We start from the raw sequence: 20,919 nt of genomic DNA, 5'->3' as shown, positions 1-20,919 counted from the left end.
CGACCGAACAGAGAAGGAGCCGATCGATGAAACCCACGAACGAGCAACCGTCAGCGGCCGACCCGCGCACGGCCCACCCTGCACCTCACCGCGCCCCGCGCCGCACCTCCCGCCGCACCTCCCGCCGCACGGTCCTGGCCGTCGTGGTGTCCAGCCTGGCCATCGTCGGCGCGGCGGCCTGCGACCGCTCCTCCTCCGCCAGCAACAGCCCGTCCCAGAACGCCGGCGCCAAGGACGTGACGCTCACGATCACGTCGAACTCCATCGCCGGTGGCAAGAACGCGGACGAGGCGGACTGGTACGCCAAGTACGTCATCCCGACGTTCACCCAGCAGCAGAAGGCCAAGGGCGTCAACGTCAAGGTCACCTTCCAGCCGTCCGGTGTGGACGACGAGCAGTACAAGACCAAGGTCGCCCTCGACCTCAAGAGCCGCGCGGGCGCGGACGTCATGGCGCTGGACGGCATCTGGGTGGGCGAGTTCGCGCAAGCCGGCTTCCTCAAGCCGCTCTCCGAGGTCGCCGGCTCGGGTGTCACGTCTTGGGAGGGCTGGGCTCAGATCCCCAAGGCCGTGCAGGCGAACGTCTCGTTCGAGGACAAGGTCTACGGCATCCCGGCCGGCACCGACGGCCGCGTCCTCTACTTCAACAAGAAGCTGTTCGCCCAGGCGGGCCTGCCCGCTGACTGGCAGCCGAAGTCGTGGCAGGAGATCCTCGACGCAGGCGCCAAGCTCAAGTCGGTCCAGGGCATCGACCCGATCCAGATCAACGCCGGCACGGCGATGGGTGAGGCCACGACCATGCAGGGCGTGCTGCCGCTGCTCGCCGGAGCCGGCTCGGAGATCTACTCCGACGGCAAGTGGCAGGGCGACACCAAGGCCGTCCGCGACGTCCTCACGTTCTACAAGCAGCTGCTCGACCAGGGACTCGAGGACAAGAACTTCCAGCAGGCGGCCAAGGGGCGCGACCAGTCCTTCGCGGCCTTCGCCGCCGGCAAGGTCGGCATCCTCCTCGAGGGTGACTACTTCTGGCGGTCGGTCGTCAACCCCGACCAGGGCGCCAACCCGATGGCCTCGCGCGACGCCGACGTCGGCTGGGCGTTCATCCCGGCGCGCGAGCCGGGGAGCGGAGTCGGTGGCACCGACCACGTGTCCATGTCCGGTGGCGGCGGCTACTTCCTCAACCCGAACACCAAGTTCCCCCAGCAGGCCTGGGAGCTCATGCAGTTCATCGGCTCGGCCGACGCGATCAACGCGCTGCTGCACGGCTCGGCGAAGGTGACGGCGCGCCAGGACGTCAACGCGAAGGTGCTGGCCAAGGACCCGCTCCTGTCGTTCATCTCCGAGAAGGTGCTGCCGGTGACGCACTACCGCCCGGGGCTCGCCGTCTACCCGCAGGTGTCGCAGGCGCTGCAGCAGGCGACGGCCGACATCGTGTCGGGCAAGAACGTCGACGAGGCAGCGAAGGCCTACGGCGCAGCGGTCGAGAAGGCCGTCGGCGGGGCCGACAAGGTGGCCTCCTCGTGACGATCGTCGGGTGCCCGCCTCGGCTGGGGGAGGCGGGCACCCGGTGACCACGTCGCTGTCCTCCGGCTCCGGCGCGTCGTCCGATGCCGCCCTGCCCTCGGACGCGCTCGCCCCTCGGAAGAAGACGAAGCCGCCGCGACCGCGGTCATCCACCAGCGGTGACGCCGCCGGGCTCGGACGCCCCCGAGCCGCCTTGTTCGTGGCCCCCGCGCTGATCCTCGTCGTCGCCTTCCTCGTGGTCCCAGCGGTCTGGACCGTCTACCTGGGCGCCACGGACTACCGGCTCACCGGGCTGCAGGCCGCATCCCCACAGGTCATCGGCCTGGACAACTTCCGCGAGGCGATCGCCGACCCGGACTTCCGCAACTCGCTGTGGCTGACGCTGCTCTTCGTCCTCGGGTCGGCCGTCATCGGCCAGACCTGCGCCGGCTTCGCGCTGGCGTGGACGATGCGCAGCGTCCCGAAGCTGGTGCGGGCCGGCATCGAGACCCTCGTGCTGCTGGCGTGGATCCTGCCGAGCTCCATCGTCGCCTTCCTCTGGGTCGCCTACCTGTCCGGCCAGGGCGGCACCCTCAACGGCCTGCTGCACACGCCGGGGACCGAGTGGCTGCTCGAGCACCCGATGGGCTCGATCATCGTCTTCAACACCTGGCGCGGCACGGCCTTCTCGATGCTGCTCTTCTCCGCGGCGCTCGGTGCGGTGCCACCCTCCCAGCTCGAGTCCGCGCGGCTGGCCGGGGCCGGCACCTTCGCCCAGCTGCGCGACGTGGTCCTGCCGCACATCCGCGGTCACGTGCTGACCAACACCCTGCTGATCAGCCTCTGGACCTTCAACGACTTCTCGCCGTACCTGCTCACCGCCGGCGGCCCGAACCACGCGAGCGAGACGCTGCCCGTCTTCATCTACAACAAGGCCCTCTACGGCGGCCAGCTCGGCTACGGCTCGGCCATCTCGTTCATCATGCTCGTCATCAACCTGGTCATCGCGCTGTTCTACGTCCGCCTGCTCCGGGAGCGCCGATGAGCCCGAAGAGACCCCATCGATCCCAGAGACCAAGGAGTCCCAGGAGTCCCCGGTCCGTCGTCGGGCGCCTGGCGCTCGTAGCGTTCCTCGCCGCGGTCATCGCCTTCTGGGCGCTGCCGATGCTGTGGCTCGTCACGGCCCCGTTCGACTCCAGACCCGGTCTCGACGTCAGCTGGCCCGACTGGACGCTCGACAACTTCCGCAAGCTCTCGGAGAACCCGTACGCGTTCTCCTCCCTCCAGAACTCCGTCTACCTCGCGGTGGGCACGATGCTCGGGGTGACGGCGCTCGCGGCGCTCGCGGCATACGCCCTCTCGCGGGTACGCATCCCGGGACGCAACGGCATCCTCTACGGGCTGCTGCTGCTCAGCTCGATCGTCACCGGGACGGCGGCGATGGTGCCGATCTTCCAGCTGATGTTCCAGCTCAACCTCATCGACGACCGCTCCGGGGTGGTGCTCGTGCTGACCGGTGGCCTGCTGCCGGCGGCGATCTTCATCCTCAAGGACTTCATGGACGGCACGCCGAAGTCCTACGAGGAGAGCGCCCGCGTCTTCGGGGCGAGCCCCACGCAGGTGCTGCGCCACGTCGTGCTGCCGGTCGTGCGCCCGGGCCTCGCGACGATCGCGGTGTGGGCGCTGGTCAACGTGTGGAGCGACTTCCTGACCTCCTACATCCTGCTACGCGACCCGGCGAAGATCCCGGCCGGCGTGGTGATGTACACGTTCTACTCCGAGGGCGGCCAGGCGAATCTGCCTCTCATCTCGGCGTTCTCGCTCGTCTACGCGCTGCCCGTGGTGGCGCTCTACCTGTTCGTCAACCGGCGCTACGGGTTCCGCTTCCATGGAGGCATCAAGAGCTGATGGCCAGCATCCACATCGAGGGCCTGAGCAAGGTCTACCCGGGAGACGTGACCGCGATCGACGGTCTGGACCTGACGATCGAGGACGGCTCGTTCTTCGCCCTCCTCGGTCCGTCCGGCTGCGGCAAGACGACGCTGCTGCGCACCATCGCCGGCCTGGAGGACGCCACGGGCGGCGGCATCGGCATCGGCGACCGCGACGTCACCTCGCTGTCGCCGGGGGACCGCAACGTGGCGATGGTCTTCCAGGACTACGCCCTCTTCCCGCACATGTCGGTGACCGACAACATCGCCTACCCGCTGCGCATCAAGAAGGTCGGGCGAGCCGAGCGCACCGCCAAGGCGAACGAGACGGGTGAGGGCCTCGGCCTGTCGACGCTGATGGACCGGCGGCCCGGCGAGCTCTCGGGCGGTCAGCAGCAGCGGGTCGCGCTCGCGCGTGCGATGGCCTGCCAGCCGAGCGCCTTCCTGCTCGACGAGCCGCTGTCCAACCTCGACGCCCGGCTACGGCTCGAGGCGCGCACCTTCCTCAAGCGGCTCCAGCGCGACCTCGGCGTCACCACCGTTTTCGTCACGCACGACCAGAGCGAGGCGCTCGCGATGGCCGACCAGATCGCGGTCATGGAGGCCGGGCGGATCCGGCAGCTCGGCACGCCGTCGGAGATCTTCCGACGCCCGGCCAACACGTTCGTGGCCAACTTCATCGGCTCGACACCGATGAACATGCTGTCGGGCAAGCTCCTCGGCGGTCGGCTGCACGTCGGTGCCCTCGAGGCGGTCGACGCCGTGGCCGCGGGCTGGGCCCCCGCCGACGCCCCTGACGGTGTCGTGACCGTGGCCTTCCGGCCGGAGTACGCCCGGACGGACGCCGACGGACCGCTCGTCTTCGAGGGGGAGGTGGAGACGTCCGAGAACCTCGGCGCGAGCGTCCTCGTCACCGGGCAGACCAAGGACGGCCAGCGGGTGCAGGCGGTCGTCCCCGAGGGGTCGGAGCCGGAGGCGGGTGCGCCCGTGCGGGTCGCGCCCGTCGCAGGGAGGGTGCTCGTCTACGACGAGGAGGGCGAGCTGCTCTCCCCATGACGTCCCCGACCACCACGACGCTGCTGCGCGTGACGAGGGAGTGGCTCCCTGCCGACCGGGCGGAGGCCCAGATCCGCGCGCTCTCCTTCGACGTGCCGCGCGAGATCGGGGCCATCGAGATCGAGCTTGCGTATGCCGCCAGGCCGGGTTGCGTGCTCGACCTGGGCCTCGAGGGGCCGCGGGGCTACGTCGGCTGGTCGGGCGGGGCACGGAGCAGCGTCGTCGTCTCGCAGGGGTGGGCGACGCCGGGCTACGCGCCCCAGCCGGTCGCGGCAGGGACCTGGTCGGTGCTGGTCGGCCTGCATCGGGTCCCGGTCGACGGGGTCACGATGGAGGTCACGGTGCGGGCGGTCGACGGCTCGGTGGTCACCGGGCACCGGCGGGCCGAGCCGGAGGAGCCACCGCCGGTCGTGCGGGACGGAGCCTCGGTCGGGGCCGGCGACGGGAGCGCGTCGCGCCTCCGGTCGCGGTCGCTGCGGGCCTCGCGTGGCCGCGGAGAGCTGCCGTCGGTGGACGGGCTGACGTGGCTCGCGGGCGACTTCCACTCGCACACCATCCACTCCGACGGGTCCCTGCCCGTCGGTGGCCTTGCGGCATTGGCTGCCTCGCGCGGCCTCGACTTCCTGGCGGTCACCGACCACAACACGACGAGCCACCACCCGTACCTCCCCGCGGCGGGGCGCCGGCACGGCATACGGCTCGTCCCCGGCCAGGAGGTGACCCGCGACGTCGGGCACGCGAACGTCCTCGGCGACGTGGGACTGGTCGACTTCCGCAGCCCGCCGCAGACGTGGGCGGAGCAGGCGCAGGCCCGCGGCGGGGTGATGTCGGTCAACCATCCGCTCGGAGGCGACTGCGCGTGGCTGCTACCGGTGGACTCGCCGCCCGTGGCCGAGGTGTGGCACTCCTCCTGGGCGCAGGTGCCGACGTGGGGAGCACCGCTGGCGTGGTGGCTCCTCACCCCCGACACGGTCCCGATCGGCGGCAGCGACTTCCACCACGCCGGCAGCGACGACCTGCCCGGCTCCCCGACGACGTGGGTGCTGGCCGAGGGTGACGACATCGTCGGCGCGGTGCGCGCCGGGCGCACGGCGGTCAGTGCCGGCGTGGACGGCCCGCTGTTGCTCCGCGACGGCGACCGGCTCGTGGCGCTGGACGCCGAGGGGCTGATGCTCACCGGACCCGGGCAGGCGCGCCGCCGCCTTCTCGACGACCGGGTCTCGGTGGCCGCCGACCCGGGCCCGTGCTGGCTCGAGGACGACGACCGCGTGGTGCACGCCCTCTGCCGCTGAGCTCACCATCGCCGGCCCCGGGCGCGCGGCCTCGACAGTGGCCGCGCGCCCGGCGTCAGGGCTGCAGCGGCGCCGCGACGTCGACGCGTACGGCCGCGATCTCCCACGGCCGCAGCGGGATCCGCGCCCGACCCTCTTCGGTTGGCAGCTCCGCCAGCTCGCGGCCGAGGCCGTCGACGCGAGCGACGGACCGGACCGCCACCGCGCCCAACCCGAGCACCGCGACGGTGGGCTGGGCCGAGGTGTTGACCAGGCGCACCTCCACAGCGGTGTCGGCATCGGCCCGGCGCCGCAGCGAGACGAGCTGGACGCCGGCGCCCAGCAGGCTCAGGCCCTCGGCCTGCGCCAGGGGCCCGCCGGCCGGTGCCGCGCCGCGCGTCACGACCACCGGGTGCAGGTAGGCCTCCGTCGCCTCCGCGACCTCCGCTGCGGCCCACGAGCCCTGGTGCGGCATGACGGCCAGCGACAGGTGGCAGGGGCCGACCGCCTGCGCGTCCGGCGTGGGCAGCTGTGGGCCGGCCGGCTCGCTGCGGTAGGGGTGGACGTTGCGGCTGAGGTAGCCGATCGAGCGCAGCGCCGTCACGGCGATCTCGGTGCCGCCGTCCGGTGAGTCCACGACCTCGTACTCGACGGTGCGGCCCAGCAGCACCGCGACGCCGCCGGCGTCGACGAAGCGCTCGGCCGGGAAGGTCGGCAGCGGATACTCGCCGACCGGACCGGCCTCGGCGGTGCGGCCGCGCTCCACGACGGCGAGCTGGCCCTGGGCGTGCGACACGGCGGCCGGCTCGGCGGTGGGGACGTGGACCCGCAGCCGGTGGTCACGGGTGACGTTGAGCCAGTCGAGCCGCAGGCGGACGAAGGGCTCGCCGGCCCGCAGCTCGACGTGCATCGCCACGGCGGTCGGCTCCGTCGTCTCGGACCGGCCGGCGAGGTCGCTCGTGGCCGGCAGCTCGTAGCGGCGGTCGACGCGCAGCGCGCCGACCACGGGTCCCTCGCTGCCGAGCGCCGTCACGGCCACGGCCGTCGGCTCGCTCACCCGCACGTCGCGAGCGGGCGGTGCGTAGTTGTAGGAGTCGCCGGGGTCGCCGCCGTCGACGAGCCGCCCGACCCCGCGGAGGGTGACGCCGTCGGCGGTGACGGTCAGGGTGCCGTCGTCGTCGACGCGCACCTGCACGAGCCCGTTGTCGAGCACGCGGTCGCCCTGCCGTATGCCGGGTCGCCCGGTCGCACTCGACGGTGCGGTCCGCGTCGTCGCAGTCAGCTCGGCGACGCGCACGGTGGTCCAGCCCAGCGCCGGGGTCGTCACGGCGGCGGCGAGGCGTCGCCGCGGCTCGTCCGCGGTGACGACCTCCCACGGGGCGTCGGCCGGGGCTGCGTCGGCAGCGCCGTGCAGCAGGGCCTCGGCGGCGATGGCGTCGAAGTCCGGGTCGCCGTGGTCGGCGAGCCGGAAGGTCACGCGGCGCGCCTCGGGGTCGAGCTCGATGTCGCGCACCTGCAGCCCGAACAGCTCGCGGTCGTGGACGCGGTGCATGAGCCGGGGCAGATCCGCCGACCGGACGGTCTCGCGGGCCAGCTCGGTGGTCGGGCGGGAGATCTCCTGGGCGGCCACCACCCTGCCGCCGGGCCGCTCGAAGCCGACCGCGGACCAGTGCTCGGGCACGGGAACGGTCACGTCGATGACGTCCTCGCGCTCCGTGGGCAGGGGGTTCGCGATGACAAGCGATCCGGCCGGGGCGATCGCCGCTGCCAGGGTGAGGGCGCGGTCGCGGACGGCCTGCGCGGCGTGCTCGCCCTCCTGCAGGCGGGCGAGGACCTGGACGGCCGTCTCGTCGACGCCGCAGCCGGTGACCGAGTCGTGGCAGGAGGAGTCGATGACCCGCCGCCACGCCATGGACAGGTAGTGGCCGGGCAGGGCGGGCAGGTAGAGGGCGGCGAACGGCTCGGCCCACCGGGTCAGCAGGCGCTCGGTGCGGGCCATCGCCTCCTTGAGCTGCCAGCGCACCGACAGCACGCCGGGCAGGATGTTGGCGCGCGCGTGGCTGCGCAGCTCGCCCTCGACCGTGCGCAGCTGCCCTTGAGGCGTGCGAGGCTCGGCGAGGTACTCGGTGAGGGTGGCGACGCTGACGCGCGGGCCGCCCTCGACCGCTTGCAGAGCCGCGACCTCGGCCATGAGCGACGGCAGGGGAGCGGCGTGGTCGGTGCCGTACATCGCGAGGAAATCGTCGGCATACGCACCCGACTGGGTGCGCAGGCGCGCCTCGAGACGCGCGCCGGCAGCGCCGCTGCCGAAGACGTCGGCGGCGTTGCCGTAGCTGTTGGCGAGGAACTCGGTGCGGATGCCGGTGCCGTCGGGGGAGCGCCACCAGAACTCGTGGCGGTCGACCTCGGCAGGGACGCCGCGGTAGACGACGGCCTGCTCGATGCCCACATGGCGCAGGAGCTGGGGCATCTGCGCGCAGTGGCCGAACATGTCGGGGAGGTAGCCGATCGGCATGACGGGTCCGAGCCGGCAGGCGTCGGCCATCCCGACCTCGAGGTTGCGGATCATCGTCTCGCCGGAGCAGAGGAACTCGTCCATGAGGACCCGCCACGGGCCGATGGCGAGCTGGCCGCGGGCGACGAGCGCCCGCACCCGCTCGGTCTGCTCGGGCCGCACCTCGAGGTAGTCGTCGACCGCGGCCATCTGCCCGTCCATGGTGAAGCGGAAGTCGGGCTCGGCCTCGGCGCGGTCGACGACGTCGTCCATGAGGTCGACGAGCCGGAGGCGGAAGCGCTGGAAGGGCTCGTACCACTCCCGGTCCCAGTGCGTGTGGGGGACGAGCCACACCGTCGAGGTCATGGCTCACGATCCTCTCAGCAGACCGAGCCGGGCGCCCGTCGGAGAACCCGGCGAATCTGCCTGCCCGCGAGGCTCAGTCGAGCGAACGGATCGAGCCGCGCACCTGCAGCGGCATGTCGACGAGGTGCTCGCCCGGCGCCGCGTCCGGCTGCAACAGGAGCTCGAGTGCCTGCCGCCCCATCTCCTCGTAGGGCAGCCGCGCCGTCGTGAGCCCCGGCCGCAGGTACGACGCGAGCTCGTCGTCGTCGAACGAGGCGATGGAGAGGTCGTCGGGCACCCGCAGCCCGCGCTCGGTCAGCGCCTGGTGTGCACCGAACGCGACCCGGTCGTTGAGGCAGAGGAGCCCGGTCACGGGCGCGCCGGACTCGAGCACGCGTTTCGTGGCGTCGTAGCCGTTCCACGGCTCCCACTTCTCGATGTCCTCCACCGCCACCGGCGTGACGCCAGCCTCCCGAAGGGCACGCTCGATCCCGTCGAAGCGCCGGCTGATCGTCACGGAGACCCGGGGGTCGGTGCGCGCGATGGGCGCGTCGCCGATGATTCCCAGCCCCGCGCCGTGGCCGGCGTCGAGCAGCTGTCGGGTGACGGCATACCCGGCCTGCTCCTCGTTGGGCAGCACGGCGACGGGGACGCCGGGGTTGACGCAGTTGACGGTGACGGCGCGGATGCCGTCGGGCACCGGGGGCAGGTCGAGCAGCCGCGCGGCGAGCGCGCCGAAGATGATCCCGTCGACCTGCCGGTCGGCCATGGCCTCCATCGCCCGGCGCAGCTGCTTGGGCCGGTGGAACGTCTCGGCGATGAGCACGCCGCGGTCGCGCTCGTCGGCCGCGTCGAGCAGCCCGCGGATCATCGCGGAGGCGAAGCGGGTGACGGTGACGTCGTCGGAGATGAAGCCGATCGTTCCCGTCGTCCCGAGCCGCAGCGAGCGCGCCTGCGCGTTGGGGCGGTAGCCGAGCTCGCTCGCGGCCTCGTGGATGCGCGTGACCGCGTCGGCCGACAGGCGTGAACCGGGGCGGTCGTTGAGCACGAGGCTGACCGCCGTCTTCGAGAGCCCGGCCCGCTCGGCGACGTCGGCCAGGGTCGGTCGCTTGCCCACGTGCCCCCCAGGTTCCGTTGTCGTCGATGGCGTATGCCGTGTGCTCGCCTCCCAGCGGGCGCTGCCGCCAGCGTACCGCAGAGTAGCGAACGATCCGCACGTCTTCGCAGGTGGGAAGGTTTTAGCAAACCCTTGCGCGCTCGGGCCAGTGCCCGCTACCGTCGGCGCTGAAAGGTTTTAGCAGCGGTGCTGACCTGACCACCCCGGAGGAACCGATGAAGCTCACCTCGAAGACCAAGCGCGTTGCCGTCGGCCTGCTCGCGGCCGCGCTGCCCCTCTCCATGGCCGCCTGCACCAAGGGCGGCAGCTCGAGCGCCTCCGGCGGCGGCGAGCTGACGATGTGGACCCACAACGCCGGCAACAAGGCCGAGCTCGCGGCGATCACGAAGATCGTCGACGACTACAACGCGAGCCAGAGCAAGTACAAGGTGAAGGTCCAGGCCTTCCCGCAGGACTCCTACAACCAGTCCGTGGTCGCGGCCGCCGCGAGCAAGAAGCTGCCCTGCATCCTCGACATCGACGGCCCGAACGTGCCGAACTGGGCGTGGGCCGGCTACCTCGCGCCGCTCACCGGCCTCGACAGCACGCTGTCGAAGTACCTGCCGACCGTGCTCGGCAAGTGGGACAACAAGACCTACTCCTACGGCTACTACGACGTCGCGCTCGTCATGGTGACCCGCAAGACGATCCTCGACAAGTACGGCATCCGCGTCCCGACCGTTGACCAGCCGTGGACCAAGGACGAGTTCATGGCGGCCCTGAAGAAGATCAAGGCCTCCGGCGACTTCCAGAACCCGCTCGACATCGCGACGAGCTTCACCGGCGAGTGGTGGCCCTACGCGTACTCCCCGATGCTGCAGAGCTTCGGCGGCGACCTCATCGACCGCAAGGACTACAAGTCGGCCGAGGGCGTGCTCAACGGCCCGAAGGCGGTCGAGTGGGCGACGTGGTTCCGCAGCCTCGTCACCGACAAGCTCGTCCCGCTCAAGTCCGGCGCCGACCCGGCCAAGGACTTCATCGGCGGCAAGTCGGCCATCCTCTACAACGGCACCTGGACCGCCGTCGACGCCCGCAAGGCGTTCGGCAAGGACACCCTCTTCCTCCCGCCGCCGGACCTCGGCAACGGCCCGAAGATCGGTGGCGGCTCGTGGCAGTGGGGCGTCTCGCAGAACTGCTCCGACCCCGCCGGCGCCATGGACTACATGAAGTTCGCCGCGCAGGACAAGTACGTCGCCAACGTCGCCCGGGACACCAACAACATCCCGGCGACCGACGCCGCGGCCGCCCAGGTCAAGGGCTACGAGAAGGGCGGGGAGAACCAGCTCTTCCTCGAGTACGCGAAGAAGTACGCCGTGCTGCGGCCCGTCACGCCGGGCTACCCCTTCATCGCGACCGAGTTCGGCAAGACCGCGCAGGACATCCTCAACGGCGCCGACCCCAAGCAGTCGCTCGACCAGGCGGTCAAGAACATCGACGCCAACCAGAAGTCCAACGGCTACTTCCAGTGAGTGACTGACATGACGACCACCACTGCAGCCGGGCAGTCCTCGGCCGCCCCGTCCCCGTCGCCGTCGCAGAGTCGGCGGCGGGGCCGGGCGGCCCGGGCGGCCGGGGGAGGCGCCCGCATCGGCTCCCGATCCTCGACCACGGTGGCGCTGCTCATGCTGGCGCCGGCCGCGGTCCTGCTGGTCACGTTCCTGCTCGTGCCGATCGGGCTGACCTTCGGCCTGGCGTTCACCAACGCCCGGCTCATCTCGCCGCGGCCCGCGGAGTTCGTCGGGGCCGACAACTTCGTGCGGCTCTTCGAGGACGAGACGTTCTGGGCCTCGCTGCGCAACACGATCATCTTCGCGGCGGTCATCGTGCCGGTGCAGTCGGCGTGCGCGCTCGGCCTGGCACTGCTCGTCAACGTGAAGATGCGCGGGGTCAACTTCTTCCGGACCGTCTACTTCCTGCCGGTCGTGACCTCGATGGTCGTCGTGTCGATGCTGTGGCTGTTCATGTACCAGAAGAACGGGCTCATCAACCAGGTGCTGCTGAAGTTCGGCATCGAGGGCCCGGACTGGCTCGGCGACCCGAAGACGGCGCTGCTGGCGATCATCCTCATGTCGGCGTGGCAGGCGATGGGCTTCCACATGGTCATCTGGCTCTCCGGCCTGCAGACGATCCCGGGCGAGCTCTACGAGGCGGCCGAGCTCGACGGCGCCGGCCGGTGGGAGAAGTTCCGCTACGTCACGTGGCCCGGCCTGCGGGCGACGCGGACCTTCATCCTCATCACGATCACGATCTCGGCCTTCGCGCTCTTCACCCAGGTCAACATCATGACCCAAGGCGGCCCGCTCGACTCGACCTCGACGGTCGTGCTCATGGCGGTGCGCACCGGCTTCCAGCAGCAGCAGACCGGCTACGCGTCGGCGATCTCGCTCGCCTTCTTCGTGCTCGTCCTCGCCGTCACGCTCGTCAACCGCTACTTCACCCGAGACAAGGACGCCCGATGAGCACCGCGACCGCACCGGACTTCGGTCCCGGCCTCGGGCCGGACCACCTCGCCCACGTCGCCGACTCGACCCCGACGGCACCGCGCCGCCGCGGGGAGGGGCGACACGGCATACGCCCCCTGTTGGCCCTGGTGGGACGCATCGTGCTGTGCCTCGTCTTCGGGCTGCCGCTGGTCTTCATGTTCGTCAGCAGCTTCAAGCCGGACCTGCAGATCTTCGGCGACCTGGGCAGCTGGAAGGCGTTCGCGCCCACCGGGGACCTGTCGCTCGACAACTACAGCGGCGTCTTCGGGCGAGTTCCCTTCGCGCAGTTCATGATCAACTCCGTCGTCATCACGGTGACGACGGTCGTGCTCGGGCTCGTGGTCAACTCGATGGCGGCGTTCGCCCTGTCGCGGATCGGCTTCCGCGGCGCGGGCATCGTGCTCGCGGTCATCCTCGCGACGCTCATCGTGCCGTTCGAGACGCTGGCGCTGCCGCTGCTGTGGTGGGTCAACAAGCTGCCCTTCCTCGGGCCGGACGGGCTCACGGAGGGGTGGCTCGACACCTACCAGGTGCAGATCGTGCCGTTCGTCGCGAACGCGTTCTCGATCTTCCTCTTCTACCAGTACTTCGACTCGATCCCGAAGGAGCTGGACGAGGCGGCGAAGGTCGACGGCGCGGGCTGGTTCCGGATCTACCGCAGCATCGTCATGCCCCTGTCGGGGCCGGCGATCGCGACGGTCGCGATCCTCACCTTCCTGCCGACGTGGAACCAGTACCTCTGGCCGCTGATGTCGGTGCAGACGGAGGAGCTTCGACCCGTCATGGTGGGTATCGACTACTTCAAGCAGCTCAACACCTCGTGGGGGCAGATCATGGCGTACGCGTCGATGATCACCGCACCGGTGCTCGTCCTCTTCATCGCCTTCCAGCGATCGTTCATCAACTCCATCGCCAGCAGTGGCGTGAAAGGCTGACTCGTGTTCAAGCTCCCCGAGGCGTGGGTGTGGGACTTCTGGACCGTCGACGACGGCGAGCAGTACCACCTGTTCTTCCTCTACGCGTCGCGGGCGCTGCACGACCCGCACGCCCGGCACTACCGGGCCTCGGTCGGGCACGCGGTCTCGCACGACCTGGTCAAGTGGGAGCGGGTCACGGACGCGCTCGTGCGCTCGGACGCGCCGGCCTTCGACGACCTCGCGATGTGGACCGGGTCGACCGTGCGGCACCCGGACGGGCGCTGGTTCATGTTCTACACCGGCTCGACGCTCATCCCCGAGACGGGCGCGAACCGCCAGTCCATCGGGTATGCCGTCTCGACCGACCTCCTCGAGTGGCACAAGGCGCCCGGGCCGGTGCTGCAGGCGGACGGGCAGATCTACGAGACGTATGCGCCGCCGCCGGAGGGCAACTGGCACGACGAGGCGTTCCGCGACCCGTGGGTGCTGCCCGATCCTGAGGGGGATGGGTGGCACATGCTGATCACGGCGCGGTCGGTCCCAGGTCCGGCGGGGGATCCTGCCGACCGGGTGGACCGCGGGGTGGTCGGGCACGCGTGGTCTTCTGATCTGGAGACGTGGGAGCTGCGGCCGCCGCTGTCCACGCCCGGGCAGGGGTTCGGCCAGCTCGAGGTGCTGCAGCCGTTCGTCGTCGACGGCCGTCAGGTGCTGCTCTTCAACTGCTTCGTCGGGGACATGCCGGAGGCGGCACGCTCCCGTGACGTGACGGGCGGGGTGTGGATCGCGCAGGCGGAGGGGCCGCTCGGGCCATACGACATCGCCGGCGCCCAAGTGATCGACGACCCGTCGCTCTACGTCGGCAAGTTCGTCACCGACCGCGACACGGGGGAGACGAAGTTCCTCGCCTTCGTCCACGACCGCGACGGCGCCTTCGTCGGCGAGATCACCGACCCGTATGCCGTCACCTGGGACGGTGACCGCCTGGCCCTCATGCCGGCTGCCGACAAAGCTGATGTGAGAGCCTGAAAACTATGGGGTGCGCACCCGAGCTGCGCCTCCGGCGGGCCTAAGCGCCTCGAGTAGCGCGCCTTGTCGGTGGGAGTGCGCATCGAACTATGTGGGCTGCGGAACGGCAGTCTGACGCGGTGGTCAGCGCACATCCCGGGTCCATCCGATGAGGGCCAAACGCCCCGACAGTATGGTCGCCCCATTCGCGAGCCAGCTGGATGAGAACCCGCTGTCTCGACCAGCGCATGGCTAGGGTGAGGCGCATGATCTCGGGGTGCCTCATATGAAGGCCGCAGACGAACTTCTCGGTGCTGTCTTCAACAAGGACCACCGGTACGTGATCCCGATATTCCAACGGCCGTACGTGTGGGATGAATCGAAGAACTGGCTACCGCTCTGGGAGGACATTCGGAAGGCGGCGGAGGCGGCCGAAAAGGAGTCAGTTCAGTCAGAGGAGGCGCCATCGGAGTATTTCCTTGGCGCAGTGGTCACGCAGTCCCGTAGTCCCGTCCCCAGACGAACGCAGATGTCGATGGTGATCGACGGACAGCAGCGACTCACGACCTTCCAAGTTTTCCTCGCCGCAGCCCGTCGGGTTGCCGTCGAACTCGGCGCGGTGCACGCGGCCGACAGTTTCGCCGCCTTGGTGCGCAATCGCGTCAGCCTGGACACCGACCACCCTGAGGACCGGTACAAGGTGGTCCCGTTGGCCCACGACGCACCTGCTTTCGAATGGGCGCTACGGGATCCCGGTCATGCCGGCGCGGCGCCGGACGGGCGCCATCGTCTGGTTCGAGCATCACACTGGTTCGAGGCCGCCTTGAGGGACTGGCTGGCGGAAGCAGCTTCGGCGAGCGAGCGGCTCGACTTCCTGCATTTCGCCGTCGAGAACCGGATCAAGGTCGTCAGCATCTACTTGGACCCGACGGATGACCCTCAAGTTATCTTCGAGGCGCTCAACCATCGTGGAGTTCGTCTCGACGCGGCCGACCTCGTGAAGAACTTCCTGTTCCAGCTTCTGGACCGACAAGGCGACCATCATCTCGAGGGGGAGCTCCTCAGCTCGCACTGGTCCGTCCTTGATAGTGACCATTGGCGCTCAGAGGTCACGACCGGTCGCATCAAGCGCGTCCGTGTAGACAGCTTGCTCGCGTACTGGCTCGCCGCGCAGCGTGGCGAGGAGTCTTCCGTTGAGCATCTCTTCGAGGACATCAAGCGGTGGATGCGTGCATCGCGAGCCCGGGCGGCCGACGTGATCCGAGACATACGCGTCTACGCAGACACCATGGACCGCTTGCAGCACCTGCCAATGACAAGCCCTGTGGCGCAGGCGCTGGACCGACTCGATGCCACAGGCACGACGACCCCATGGCCATTGGTCTTGTTCCTTCACGCAACTAGCGCAATTCCGCAAGAACAGGCTGAGATTGGAACTCTGGCCATCGACTCGTTCCTCATGCGCCGTGCCATATGTCGACTGACAACGAGCGACTACAACCGACTGTTCGGCAGCCTGCTCGGGTCCATCAAAGCGGTGGATCCGCAACATGCTGGAGAATCTCTTGTCGAGGGTCTGGCGGCCCAGACCGCCCCCAGTCGTATGTGGCCTGATGATGGGCAATTCGCGGCGGCCCTTAGGAATAGCAATCTCTATGTCGACATAGTTCGCCCAAGGCTTCGCGCCCTGCTGGTCGGCCTGGAGAACGCGTTGCACAACAGCCGAAGCGAGCCGGCACTGCCTCATCGCGCGGCAGCCAAGCACTTGACTATCGAACACGTTATGCCGGTCAAGTGGGAAGCCCATTGGCGATTGCCTGCCGACGCGACTGAGGAGGAGCACCTCCGGCGCCAAGAGGCCGTCCACCGGCTTGGCAACCTCACTCTGGCGACGCAGAGCCTGAACTCCACTTTGAGCAACGAGCCGTGGGACAAGAAGCGGCGGACGCTACAGACGCACAGCCTTGCGCGCCTCACCACCGCCTCCATCCTGACATCCCCAGACGGGGCGCACGAGTTCGCGCAGGAAGAGTGGACCGCCGAGTGGGACGAGCAACGAATCTTGCTGCGCGAAGAGGCGCTGGTTCGAGAAGCCCTGCGTTTGTGGCCGCGTTCAGGCACTACCCCGCCCGACCTGGGCACTCCCAGGGTGACGAAGCCCGCTGAGATCGTGGTGGCTGCTTCCGCCCCGCCCACAGTTTCAGCTCAACGGCACCGCGTGACGAACGACGTCCAGGGAGATCTTCTACCCCTCATACATCGCGGGCTCGTGGCACCCGGAGACGTCCTGCGCCACACGAAGGTGCGAAGCGGCCGGACCTACACGGCGACTATCACTTCCTCTGGGGGTTTGGATACCGTCCTTGGCCCTTTCCGTGCGCCATCGACAGCGTTGAGCAAAATGCTCGGTAGCTCGGTGAATGGGTGGATCACTTGGACACACGACCCTTCGGGGAAGACTTTGGCTGAACTGCGCGAGATGCTGAAGCGAGAGTGACGTCCCTGTAGTTGCGCAGGGGCCTTGTATGTGTCCTGCGTCTACTGATGGTCTAAGCGGTCACTGCGGACGCCTCCTGCTACTCCGCGAGGCCGGTGTGTGGGACTTCTGGACCGTCGACGACGGCGAGCAGTACCACCTGTTCTTCCTCTGCGCGTCGCGGGCGCTGCACGATCCTCTCGAAGGCTACGCCGGACCCGCTCGTAAGCGGGAAGGGAGACACGGTTCGCCGTCGGCCGTGGCAAATCGCAGTGTGGCTACAGGTCGTTGTCTGTCTGTCCGCGGACAAGCCAAGTGTGCAGAGTGACCAAGAAGTCGTGGTCGTCGATGGACACCGTGCGTTGGTGTGCAACGTCGTTGCGGAGATCGTTCACCTTCGCGATCCAACTGCTACGCGCTTTCCAGCCGCCGGGCTTCCGCTCGTCACCTGGAGGTGTATAGCGCTTCTCGAACAGCTCTCGCCACACGTCCTGTGTTTGGGTCATGACATCGCGATAGTTCACGATGTAGAGGCAGTCCCATTCGGAAATCTCTTGCCCCGCGGTGCGGTCAGCGTTTCTTTCGATCATCATCTTGCCGGCCTCGACGCGGAGATTTCGCGGTACGCCGAGCTTGAACCAGTCCGCGCCGTACTTGTCCTCGAGACGCTTACGAACGTCGTCCTTCATGTACGCCTCAAGCGCGTCGATCATGTCGCGGGACTCGTCGTTAAACTGCTTTTGCTCATCGCGCATGTACTCGGCCAGGCCGGCCGGCTCGAACTCCGGACGCGCCTCGTTGATGGCTTGCTGTAGTCGTCGCCAGTACTTCGTTCCAGCCCCTGAGCCGTAGAGTTGCCGATACTCAAGGCCGTCGCTTGTTCCAAGGCCTGCGAGGTGGTCAATCATTGAGTCCAAGTAGGGGATAGCGTCTTCAAACAGCGTCTGTGGATCCTGCGTTCTAGGGTCGTAGTCGCTGTCCTGTGACGCTAGATGGAGCACGATGTCCCCTAAGACCCGGATGATGGACTCGATACCGTTGTTGATGAAGACGAAGCCGCCCTCGGAGCTGCCCAGCTTGTACTGGACGTCGAGGTGCCGTCTTACGTGGTCGATCCCCAGGGTGATGTACTCGAACAGCGCGTCGCCGGTTGCGTCGTTTGAACCACGGTAGAACGTGCCGATCTCCTTGACTTCCGTCTTGGTAAACGTGCCAATAAATCCGGCGCGGTCCAAGCCGCGGGCCACAGCGTCGATCGTAAGACAGCGGAGTGGCGTTTTTGAATCTTCACCGACCTGAATGCGCCCGTAAAGCGGCGAAGCCTTGTCCTCGCCTAGGCGCTGCGCTACGACCAGCTTGAGCGCCTTTGCCTGCTCGCGCAGGTCGTCGGAGGCGTACAACAGGTCCGCATTCAACGTGTTGCGCAAGTTTTTCGGCACAGCCTGCTGATTCTCGTTGATCTGCATGAACAGCCGCATTTGGTCAGAGCGAGCCAGCGACGCGAACGCCACGACTGGGATGAGGTCAGTCGCTGCACGGGAGCTGGCCGAATAGCCGTAAAGCCGGTGCTGCCCATCGATCACGTAAGCGGCACGAAAGGTTTGAGGGAGGTGCAGAATGCCCGCGCGGGTCTGCCCGGACTGCTTAGAAAAAGGGTCGAACTGGAGGCCGCGAGCTCCGCCGTCGAGGCTCAAGATGAGCGAGTTCGGGAAGTATCCGCCTGACTCGACAAATTGGGCGACGTTCTTGAGCCTCGTCTTCTTTATCAGCCGCTGGTAGGTCGGCATCAGGCCGGAGTTCGCCTTGCTGCGATGCAGGATGTAGGCGAGCTTGAGCAGACGGTCCGGTTCGATCGAGAAGGAATAGTACTTGTGACCGCCCATTGAAGCCTCGATCGCCACTACCTCGTGATCCAGGTTTGGGATCTTTTGACCAGCGAACAGGTTCCCGAGGAGCTGGAACCGCGCCGCCTCCCCCAGGTGATCGGCGAGCCCAAGGTAGTAGTCGATGACCTCTTCGTTCATGTGGATGATGCCCGCCGAGGCGATACGCTCGCCGGTCAGCTTCGTGACGCCGTAGTTGTTGGTCGCCAAGATGAACTTGACCTTATGGCTTGCGTACTCGGTCTTAATCGTTCGAAGAATACCGGCGCGCTGCCCTTGAATGGCTTCGATCTCTTTCTTGAACTGCCCAGTCCGAGTTTCTGTGCTCGACTTGCACTCGACCACCAGGACGACGTCGTCATCCGCGGCGAATACGTCGATCTGCTGGCACTCGTTATTGCCTGCCCCGTATTTGAGTGTGAGGCTCCGGTCCTTGTTCAGCGACGTGAAGCCGAGTTTTGCGAAGGTGGCCCAGACGCGGTCCTCGAATGCAATGTCGTGAGGCTTGGGCTTGCGCATGCGAACCGACCTCTTATTGCGCTTGTCCACCACCCATCCGTTGTCTTCCAACTCGGGTATGCGAGTCGGAGGCACGGTGATGTATAGGTCAGCGGACAGCCTGCGGCGTGTTTCAGCCGGCACGCTCTTAGCGGGGAGCAGGCCGTCTCGAATCAGTTCGCCTGGCGGTGGAAGCGTCATGTTCTGGGCAAATTCGTGAAGAGGTATTCGGTGGCCCGGCCACGGATGGCAGACTTTCCGCCGACGTTGTTCTTACGACTCGTCTCCACGAGCCTGTCCCCCTTTTCGAAAAGCTCCCGAATAGATGCATGCGCGGCATTTGTCATGATGTAGTAGGCGCCGCGACTTCGCAACTGGTCGATCATGCTACTGAGGCGCTGCTGGTCGGCAAAAAGAAAAAGTCTATCGTTATACCTAACGAAACCGTTATTGTTATGAGCGACGGTATAGGGAGGGTCCAGGAAGACGAGATCGCCCTCTCCAACGTTCTGAAGAGCGCTTACGAAGTCGCATACTGCGAGCGTTGCTGACTTAAGGCGGGTGCTAGCAGACCTAAGCTGTTCCAAGTCCGGTCGATTGTCGGACGGTTTGTAGCCGTACGGAACGTTATACTCGCCTCGAAGATTGACGCGAAAGAGCCCATTAAACGAGGTGTGGTTCAAGAAGATGAATCGTGCTGCGCGAGTAGGAGGCGTTCGCGGTTTGGCAGCACGTGCGGCGTAGTAGTCCTCTTCGGTGTTGCGGTACTTCCGCAGTCGCTCCCACACCTCCTCAGGAGAACTCTGAACGGCCGCGTACGTCTCGATGAGGTCGGCATTCAGATCAGACAAGTACGAGCGGCTGCCAAAGTTGGTTCCGAAGAAGATCGCCGCGCCCCCAGCGAAAGGCTCATGGTAATTGCGAATCGTGGCGTGAGCGGTCAGTTCTGCGATGTACGAGACAAGCCAGCGCTTCCCGCCGGCCCAGCGCAGAAAGGGTGGCTGGCCCACCTGTGACCATGTTCGCGGCGCTCCCTCAGGTTCCGGTAGTGCCAACGACACGCAAATCTCCTATTCTGCTGATGGTCGCATCGATGCTATCTGAACGGCTGAGCCCCTCACGATGCGACGCGCCGGATGGGTGTTCATTGCGGGCGTGGATCCGCGGGCAGTTCTCGCGCTGCCCGCGCCCGAGCTAGAAGAGATGTGCCGTGTCAGACGAGCTCCAGTCCACCAACCCGCCACAGGCCGGGCCCGCACCGACCGCCCCTGTGTCCGGAGCCGTCGGTCAGCCGGTCGTGATCAACGTGTCGAGTCGTCCGGAAGGCAGCTTCCAGTTCGACGGTGGCGCGGGCTCGCATCTTCTCGTCGGCATCGGAGCCACCGTGCTCACCATCGTCACCTTTAGGCTGGCCCTGCCGTGGGCCATCTGCATGCAGTACCGCTGGCGCACCCAGCACACGATCATCAACGGCCGCAGGCTGCGGTTCACCGGTAGCGGCGGCGGTCTCTTCGGCAACTGGATCAAGTGGTGGGCGCTCACCTTGGTGACCGTCTGGATCTACAGCTCTTGGGTAGTGCCCCGGCTGACTCGCTGGACGGTGGAGCACCAGGACTTCTCCTGACATCACAGGAGTCCTCGCGAGCAGGTACCGCGGGTAGCGGCGAGGATGCTGTGCTGCGCTCGTAGGCGGCACCATGTGAACCCTGCAGCGGCTCGGCCACTGCGTCGGTGTCGCCCTCGTCCTACTCGCATCCGCAACCGCAGGCATGGTGTCGACTTCCAGCACAAGCCTCGCAACCTCGCCGGAAGCATGGCCCTGCTCGCTATCGGCTCGGCCATCCCGTCACGCGGGGAGCCCCTGCCACCAGGGTCAGCACGCGGGTCAGCACGAAACCCAGT

General features: G+C 67.8%; 15 protein-coding genes. 11 read left to right on the top strand and 4 right to left on the bottom strand.

Going from position 1 to position 20,919, the window contains the following annotated elements:
• Positions 1–26 precede the first annotated feature (26 nt).
• Genes LQK93_RS08170 through LQK93_RS08150 form a run of 5 tightly spaced genes read left to right on the top strand, consistent with a single transcriptional unit; the run spans position 27 to position 5,781 of the window.
• Positions 27–1,523 (top strand): extracellular solute-binding protein, encoded by a 1,497-nt coding sequence (locus LQK93_RS08170; RefSeq protein WP_374971043.1) that lies wholly within the window; start codon positions 27–29, stop codon positions 1,521–1,523.
• Positions 1,524–1,566: 43 nt separating this feature from the next.
• A complete protein-coding gene (locus tag LQK93_RS08165) occupies positions 1,567–2,547 on the top strand; it encodes a carbohydrate ABC transporter permease (RefSeq protein ID WP_374971042.1) in 981 nt (326 codons plus the stop codon).
• Positions 2,544–3,410 carry an ABC transporter permease subunit gene (locus LQK93_RS08160; RefSeq protein ID WP_374971041.1) on the top strand — a complete coding sequence of 289 codons (867 nt, stop codon included), beginning with the start codon at positions 2,544–2,546 and terminating at the stop codon, positions 3,408–3,410. Before LQK93_RS08165 ends, LQK93_RS08160 begins: the two co-directional genes overlap by 4 nt.
• Positions 3,410–4,489: an ABC transporter ATP-binding protein gene (locus LQK93_RS08155; RefSeq protein WP_374971040.1), complete on the top strand. Its 1,080-nt coding sequence runs from the start codon at positions 3,410–3,412 to the stop codon at positions 4,487–4,489. The genes LQK93_RS08160 and LQK93_RS08155 overlap by 1 nt, the downstream gene beginning before the upstream one ends.
• Complete coding sequence (locus tag LQK93_RS08150; RefSeq protein WP_374971039.1) at positions 4,486–5,781, top strand: CehA/McbA family metallohydrolase; 1,296 nt, start codon at positions 4,486–4,488, stop codon at positions 5,779–5,781. Before LQK93_RS08155 ends, LQK93_RS08150 begins: the two co-directional genes overlap by 4 nt.
• 55 nt (positions 5,782–5,836) lie before the next feature.
• Here LQK93_RS08150 and LQK93_RS08145 read toward each other — a convergent pair whose 3' ends face one another.
• Both LQK93_RS08145 and LQK93_RS08140 read right to left on the bottom strand, forming a co-directional pair.
• A complete protein-coding gene (locus tag LQK93_RS08145) occupies positions 5,837–8,620 on the bottom strand; it encodes a glycosyl hydrolase-related protein (protein ID WP_374971038.1) in 2,784 nt (927 codons plus the stop codon).
• A 73-nt stretch (positions 8,621–8,693) separates the two neighbouring features.
• On the bottom strand, positions 8,694–9,716 hold the full coding sequence (locus LQK93_RS08140; protein ID WP_374971037.1) for a LacI family DNA-binding transcriptional regulator: 1,023 nt from the start codon (positions 9,714–9,716) through the stop codon (positions 8,694–8,696).
• 215 nt (positions 9,717–9,931) lie between these two features.
• Between LQK93_RS08140 and LQK93_RS08135 the strand changes: the two genes are divergently transcribed.
• The 5 genes from LQK93_RS08135 (at position 9,932) to LQK93_RS08115 (ending at position 16,657) form a co-directional block, all read left to right on the top strand.
• Positions 9,932–11,224, top strand: a complete 1,293-nt coding sequence (locus LQK93_RS08135; protein ID WP_374971036.1) for an ABC transporter substrate-binding protein — start codon at positions 9,932–9,934, stop codon at positions 11,222–11,224.
• A 9-nt stretch (positions 11,225–11,233) separates the two neighbouring features.
• On the top strand, positions 11,234–12,214 hold the full coding sequence (locus LQK93_RS08130; protein ID WP_374971035.1) for a carbohydrate ABC transporter permease: 981 nt from the start codon (positions 11,234–11,236) through the stop codon (positions 12,212–12,214).
• Complete coding sequence (locus LQK93_RS08125; protein WP_374971034.1) at positions 12,211–13,173, top strand: carbohydrate ABC transporter permease; 963 nt, start codon at positions 12,211–12,213, stop codon at positions 13,171–13,173. Before LQK93_RS08130 ends, LQK93_RS08125 begins: the two co-directional genes overlap by 4 nt.
• A gap of 3 nt (positions 13,174–13,176) precedes the next feature.
• Positions 13,177–14,181, top strand: coding sequence for a glycosyl hydrolase family 32 (locus LQK93_RS08120; protein WP_374971033.1), 1,005 nt, complete (start codon positions 13,177–13,179; stop codon positions 14,179–14,181).
• Between the two features lie 265 nt (positions 14,182–14,446).
• Complete coding sequence (locus LQK93_RS08115; protein WP_374971032.1) at positions 14,447–16,657, top strand: DUF262 domain-containing protein; 2,211 nt, start codon at positions 14,447–14,449, stop codon at positions 16,655–16,657.
• Positions 16,658–16,914: 257 nt separating this feature from the next.
• Here the strand turns inward: LQK93_RS08115 and LQK93_RS08110 are convergent, their stop codons facing one another.
• Both LQK93_RS08110 and LQK93_RS08105 read right to left on the bottom strand, forming a co-directional pair.
• Positions 16,915–19,038 carry a DGQHR domain-containing protein gene (locus LQK93_RS08110; protein ID WP_374971031.1) on the bottom strand — a complete coding sequence of 708 codons (2,124 nt, stop codon included), beginning with the start codon at positions 19,036–19,038 and terminating at the stop codon, positions 16,915–16,917.
• Between the two features lie 176 nt (positions 19,039–19,214).
• On the bottom strand, positions 19,215–20,078 hold the full coding sequence (locus LQK93_RS08105) for a DNA adenine methylase (protein ID WP_374971030.1): 864 nt from the start codon (positions 20,076–20,078) through the stop codon (positions 19,215–19,217).
• Positions 20,079–20,227: 149 nt separating this feature from the next.
• On the opposite strand from LQK93_RS08105, the gene LQK93_RS08100 reads away from it, so the two are divergent.
• A complete protein-coding gene (locus LQK93_RS08100) occupies positions 20,228–20,641 on the top strand; it encodes a hypothetical protein (RefSeq protein WP_374971029.1) in 414 nt (137 codons plus the stop codon).
• The last annotated feature ends 278 nt before the right edge of the window (positions 20,642–20,919 follow it).

It is taken from the genome of Terrabacter sp. BE26 (assembly GCF_041941675.1).
In the GTDB taxonomy this organism is placed as follows: domain Bacteria; phylum Actinomycetota; class Actinomycetes; order Actinomycetales; family Dermatophilaceae; genus Terrabacter.
This window is presented reverse-complemented; position numbering and strand designations above follow the sequence as displayed.

Bases quoted from the DNA above. Each gene is read 5' to 3' on its own strand.
- LQK93_RS08170 (WP_374971043.1), top strand. From the start codon at position 27: ATGAAACCCACGAACGAGCAACCGTCAGCGGCCGACCCGCGCACGGCC.
- LQK93_RS08160 (WP_374971041.1), top strand. From the start codon at position 2,544: ATGAGCCCGAAGAGACCCCATCGATCCCAGAGACCAAGGAGTCCCAGG.
- LQK93_RS08155 (WP_374971040.1), top strand. From the start codon at position 3,410: ATGGCCAGCATCCACATCGAGGGCCTGAGCAAGGTCTACCCGGGAGAC.
- LQK93_RS08150 (WP_374971039.1), top strand. From the start codon at position 4,486: ATGACGTCCCCGACCACCACGACGCTGCTGCGCGTGACGAGGGAGTGG.
- LQK93_RS08145 (WP_374971038.1), bottom strand. From the start codon at position 8,620: ATGACCTCGACGGTGTGGCTCGTCCCCCACACGCACTGGGACCGGGAG.
- LQK93_RS08135 (WP_374971036.1), top strand. From the start codon at position 9,932: ATGAAGCTCACCTCGAAGACCAAGCGCGTTGCCGTCGGCCTGCTCGCG.
- LQK93_RS08130 (WP_374971035.1), top strand. From the start codon at position 11,234: ATGACGACCACCACTGCAGCCGGGCAGTCCTCGGCCGCCCCGTCCCCG.
- LQK93_RS08125 (WP_374971034.1), top strand. From the start codon at position 12,211: ATGAGCACCGCGACCGCACCGGACTTCGGTCCCGGCCTCGGGCCGGAC.
- LQK93_RS08115 (WP_374971032.1), top strand. From the start codon at position 14,447: ATGAAGGCCGCAGACGAACTTCTCGGTGCTGTCTTCAACAAGGACCAC.
- LQK93_RS08110 (WP_374971031.1), bottom strand. From the start codon at position 19,038: ATGCGCAAGCCCAAGCCTCACGACATTGCATTCGAGGACCGCGTCTGG.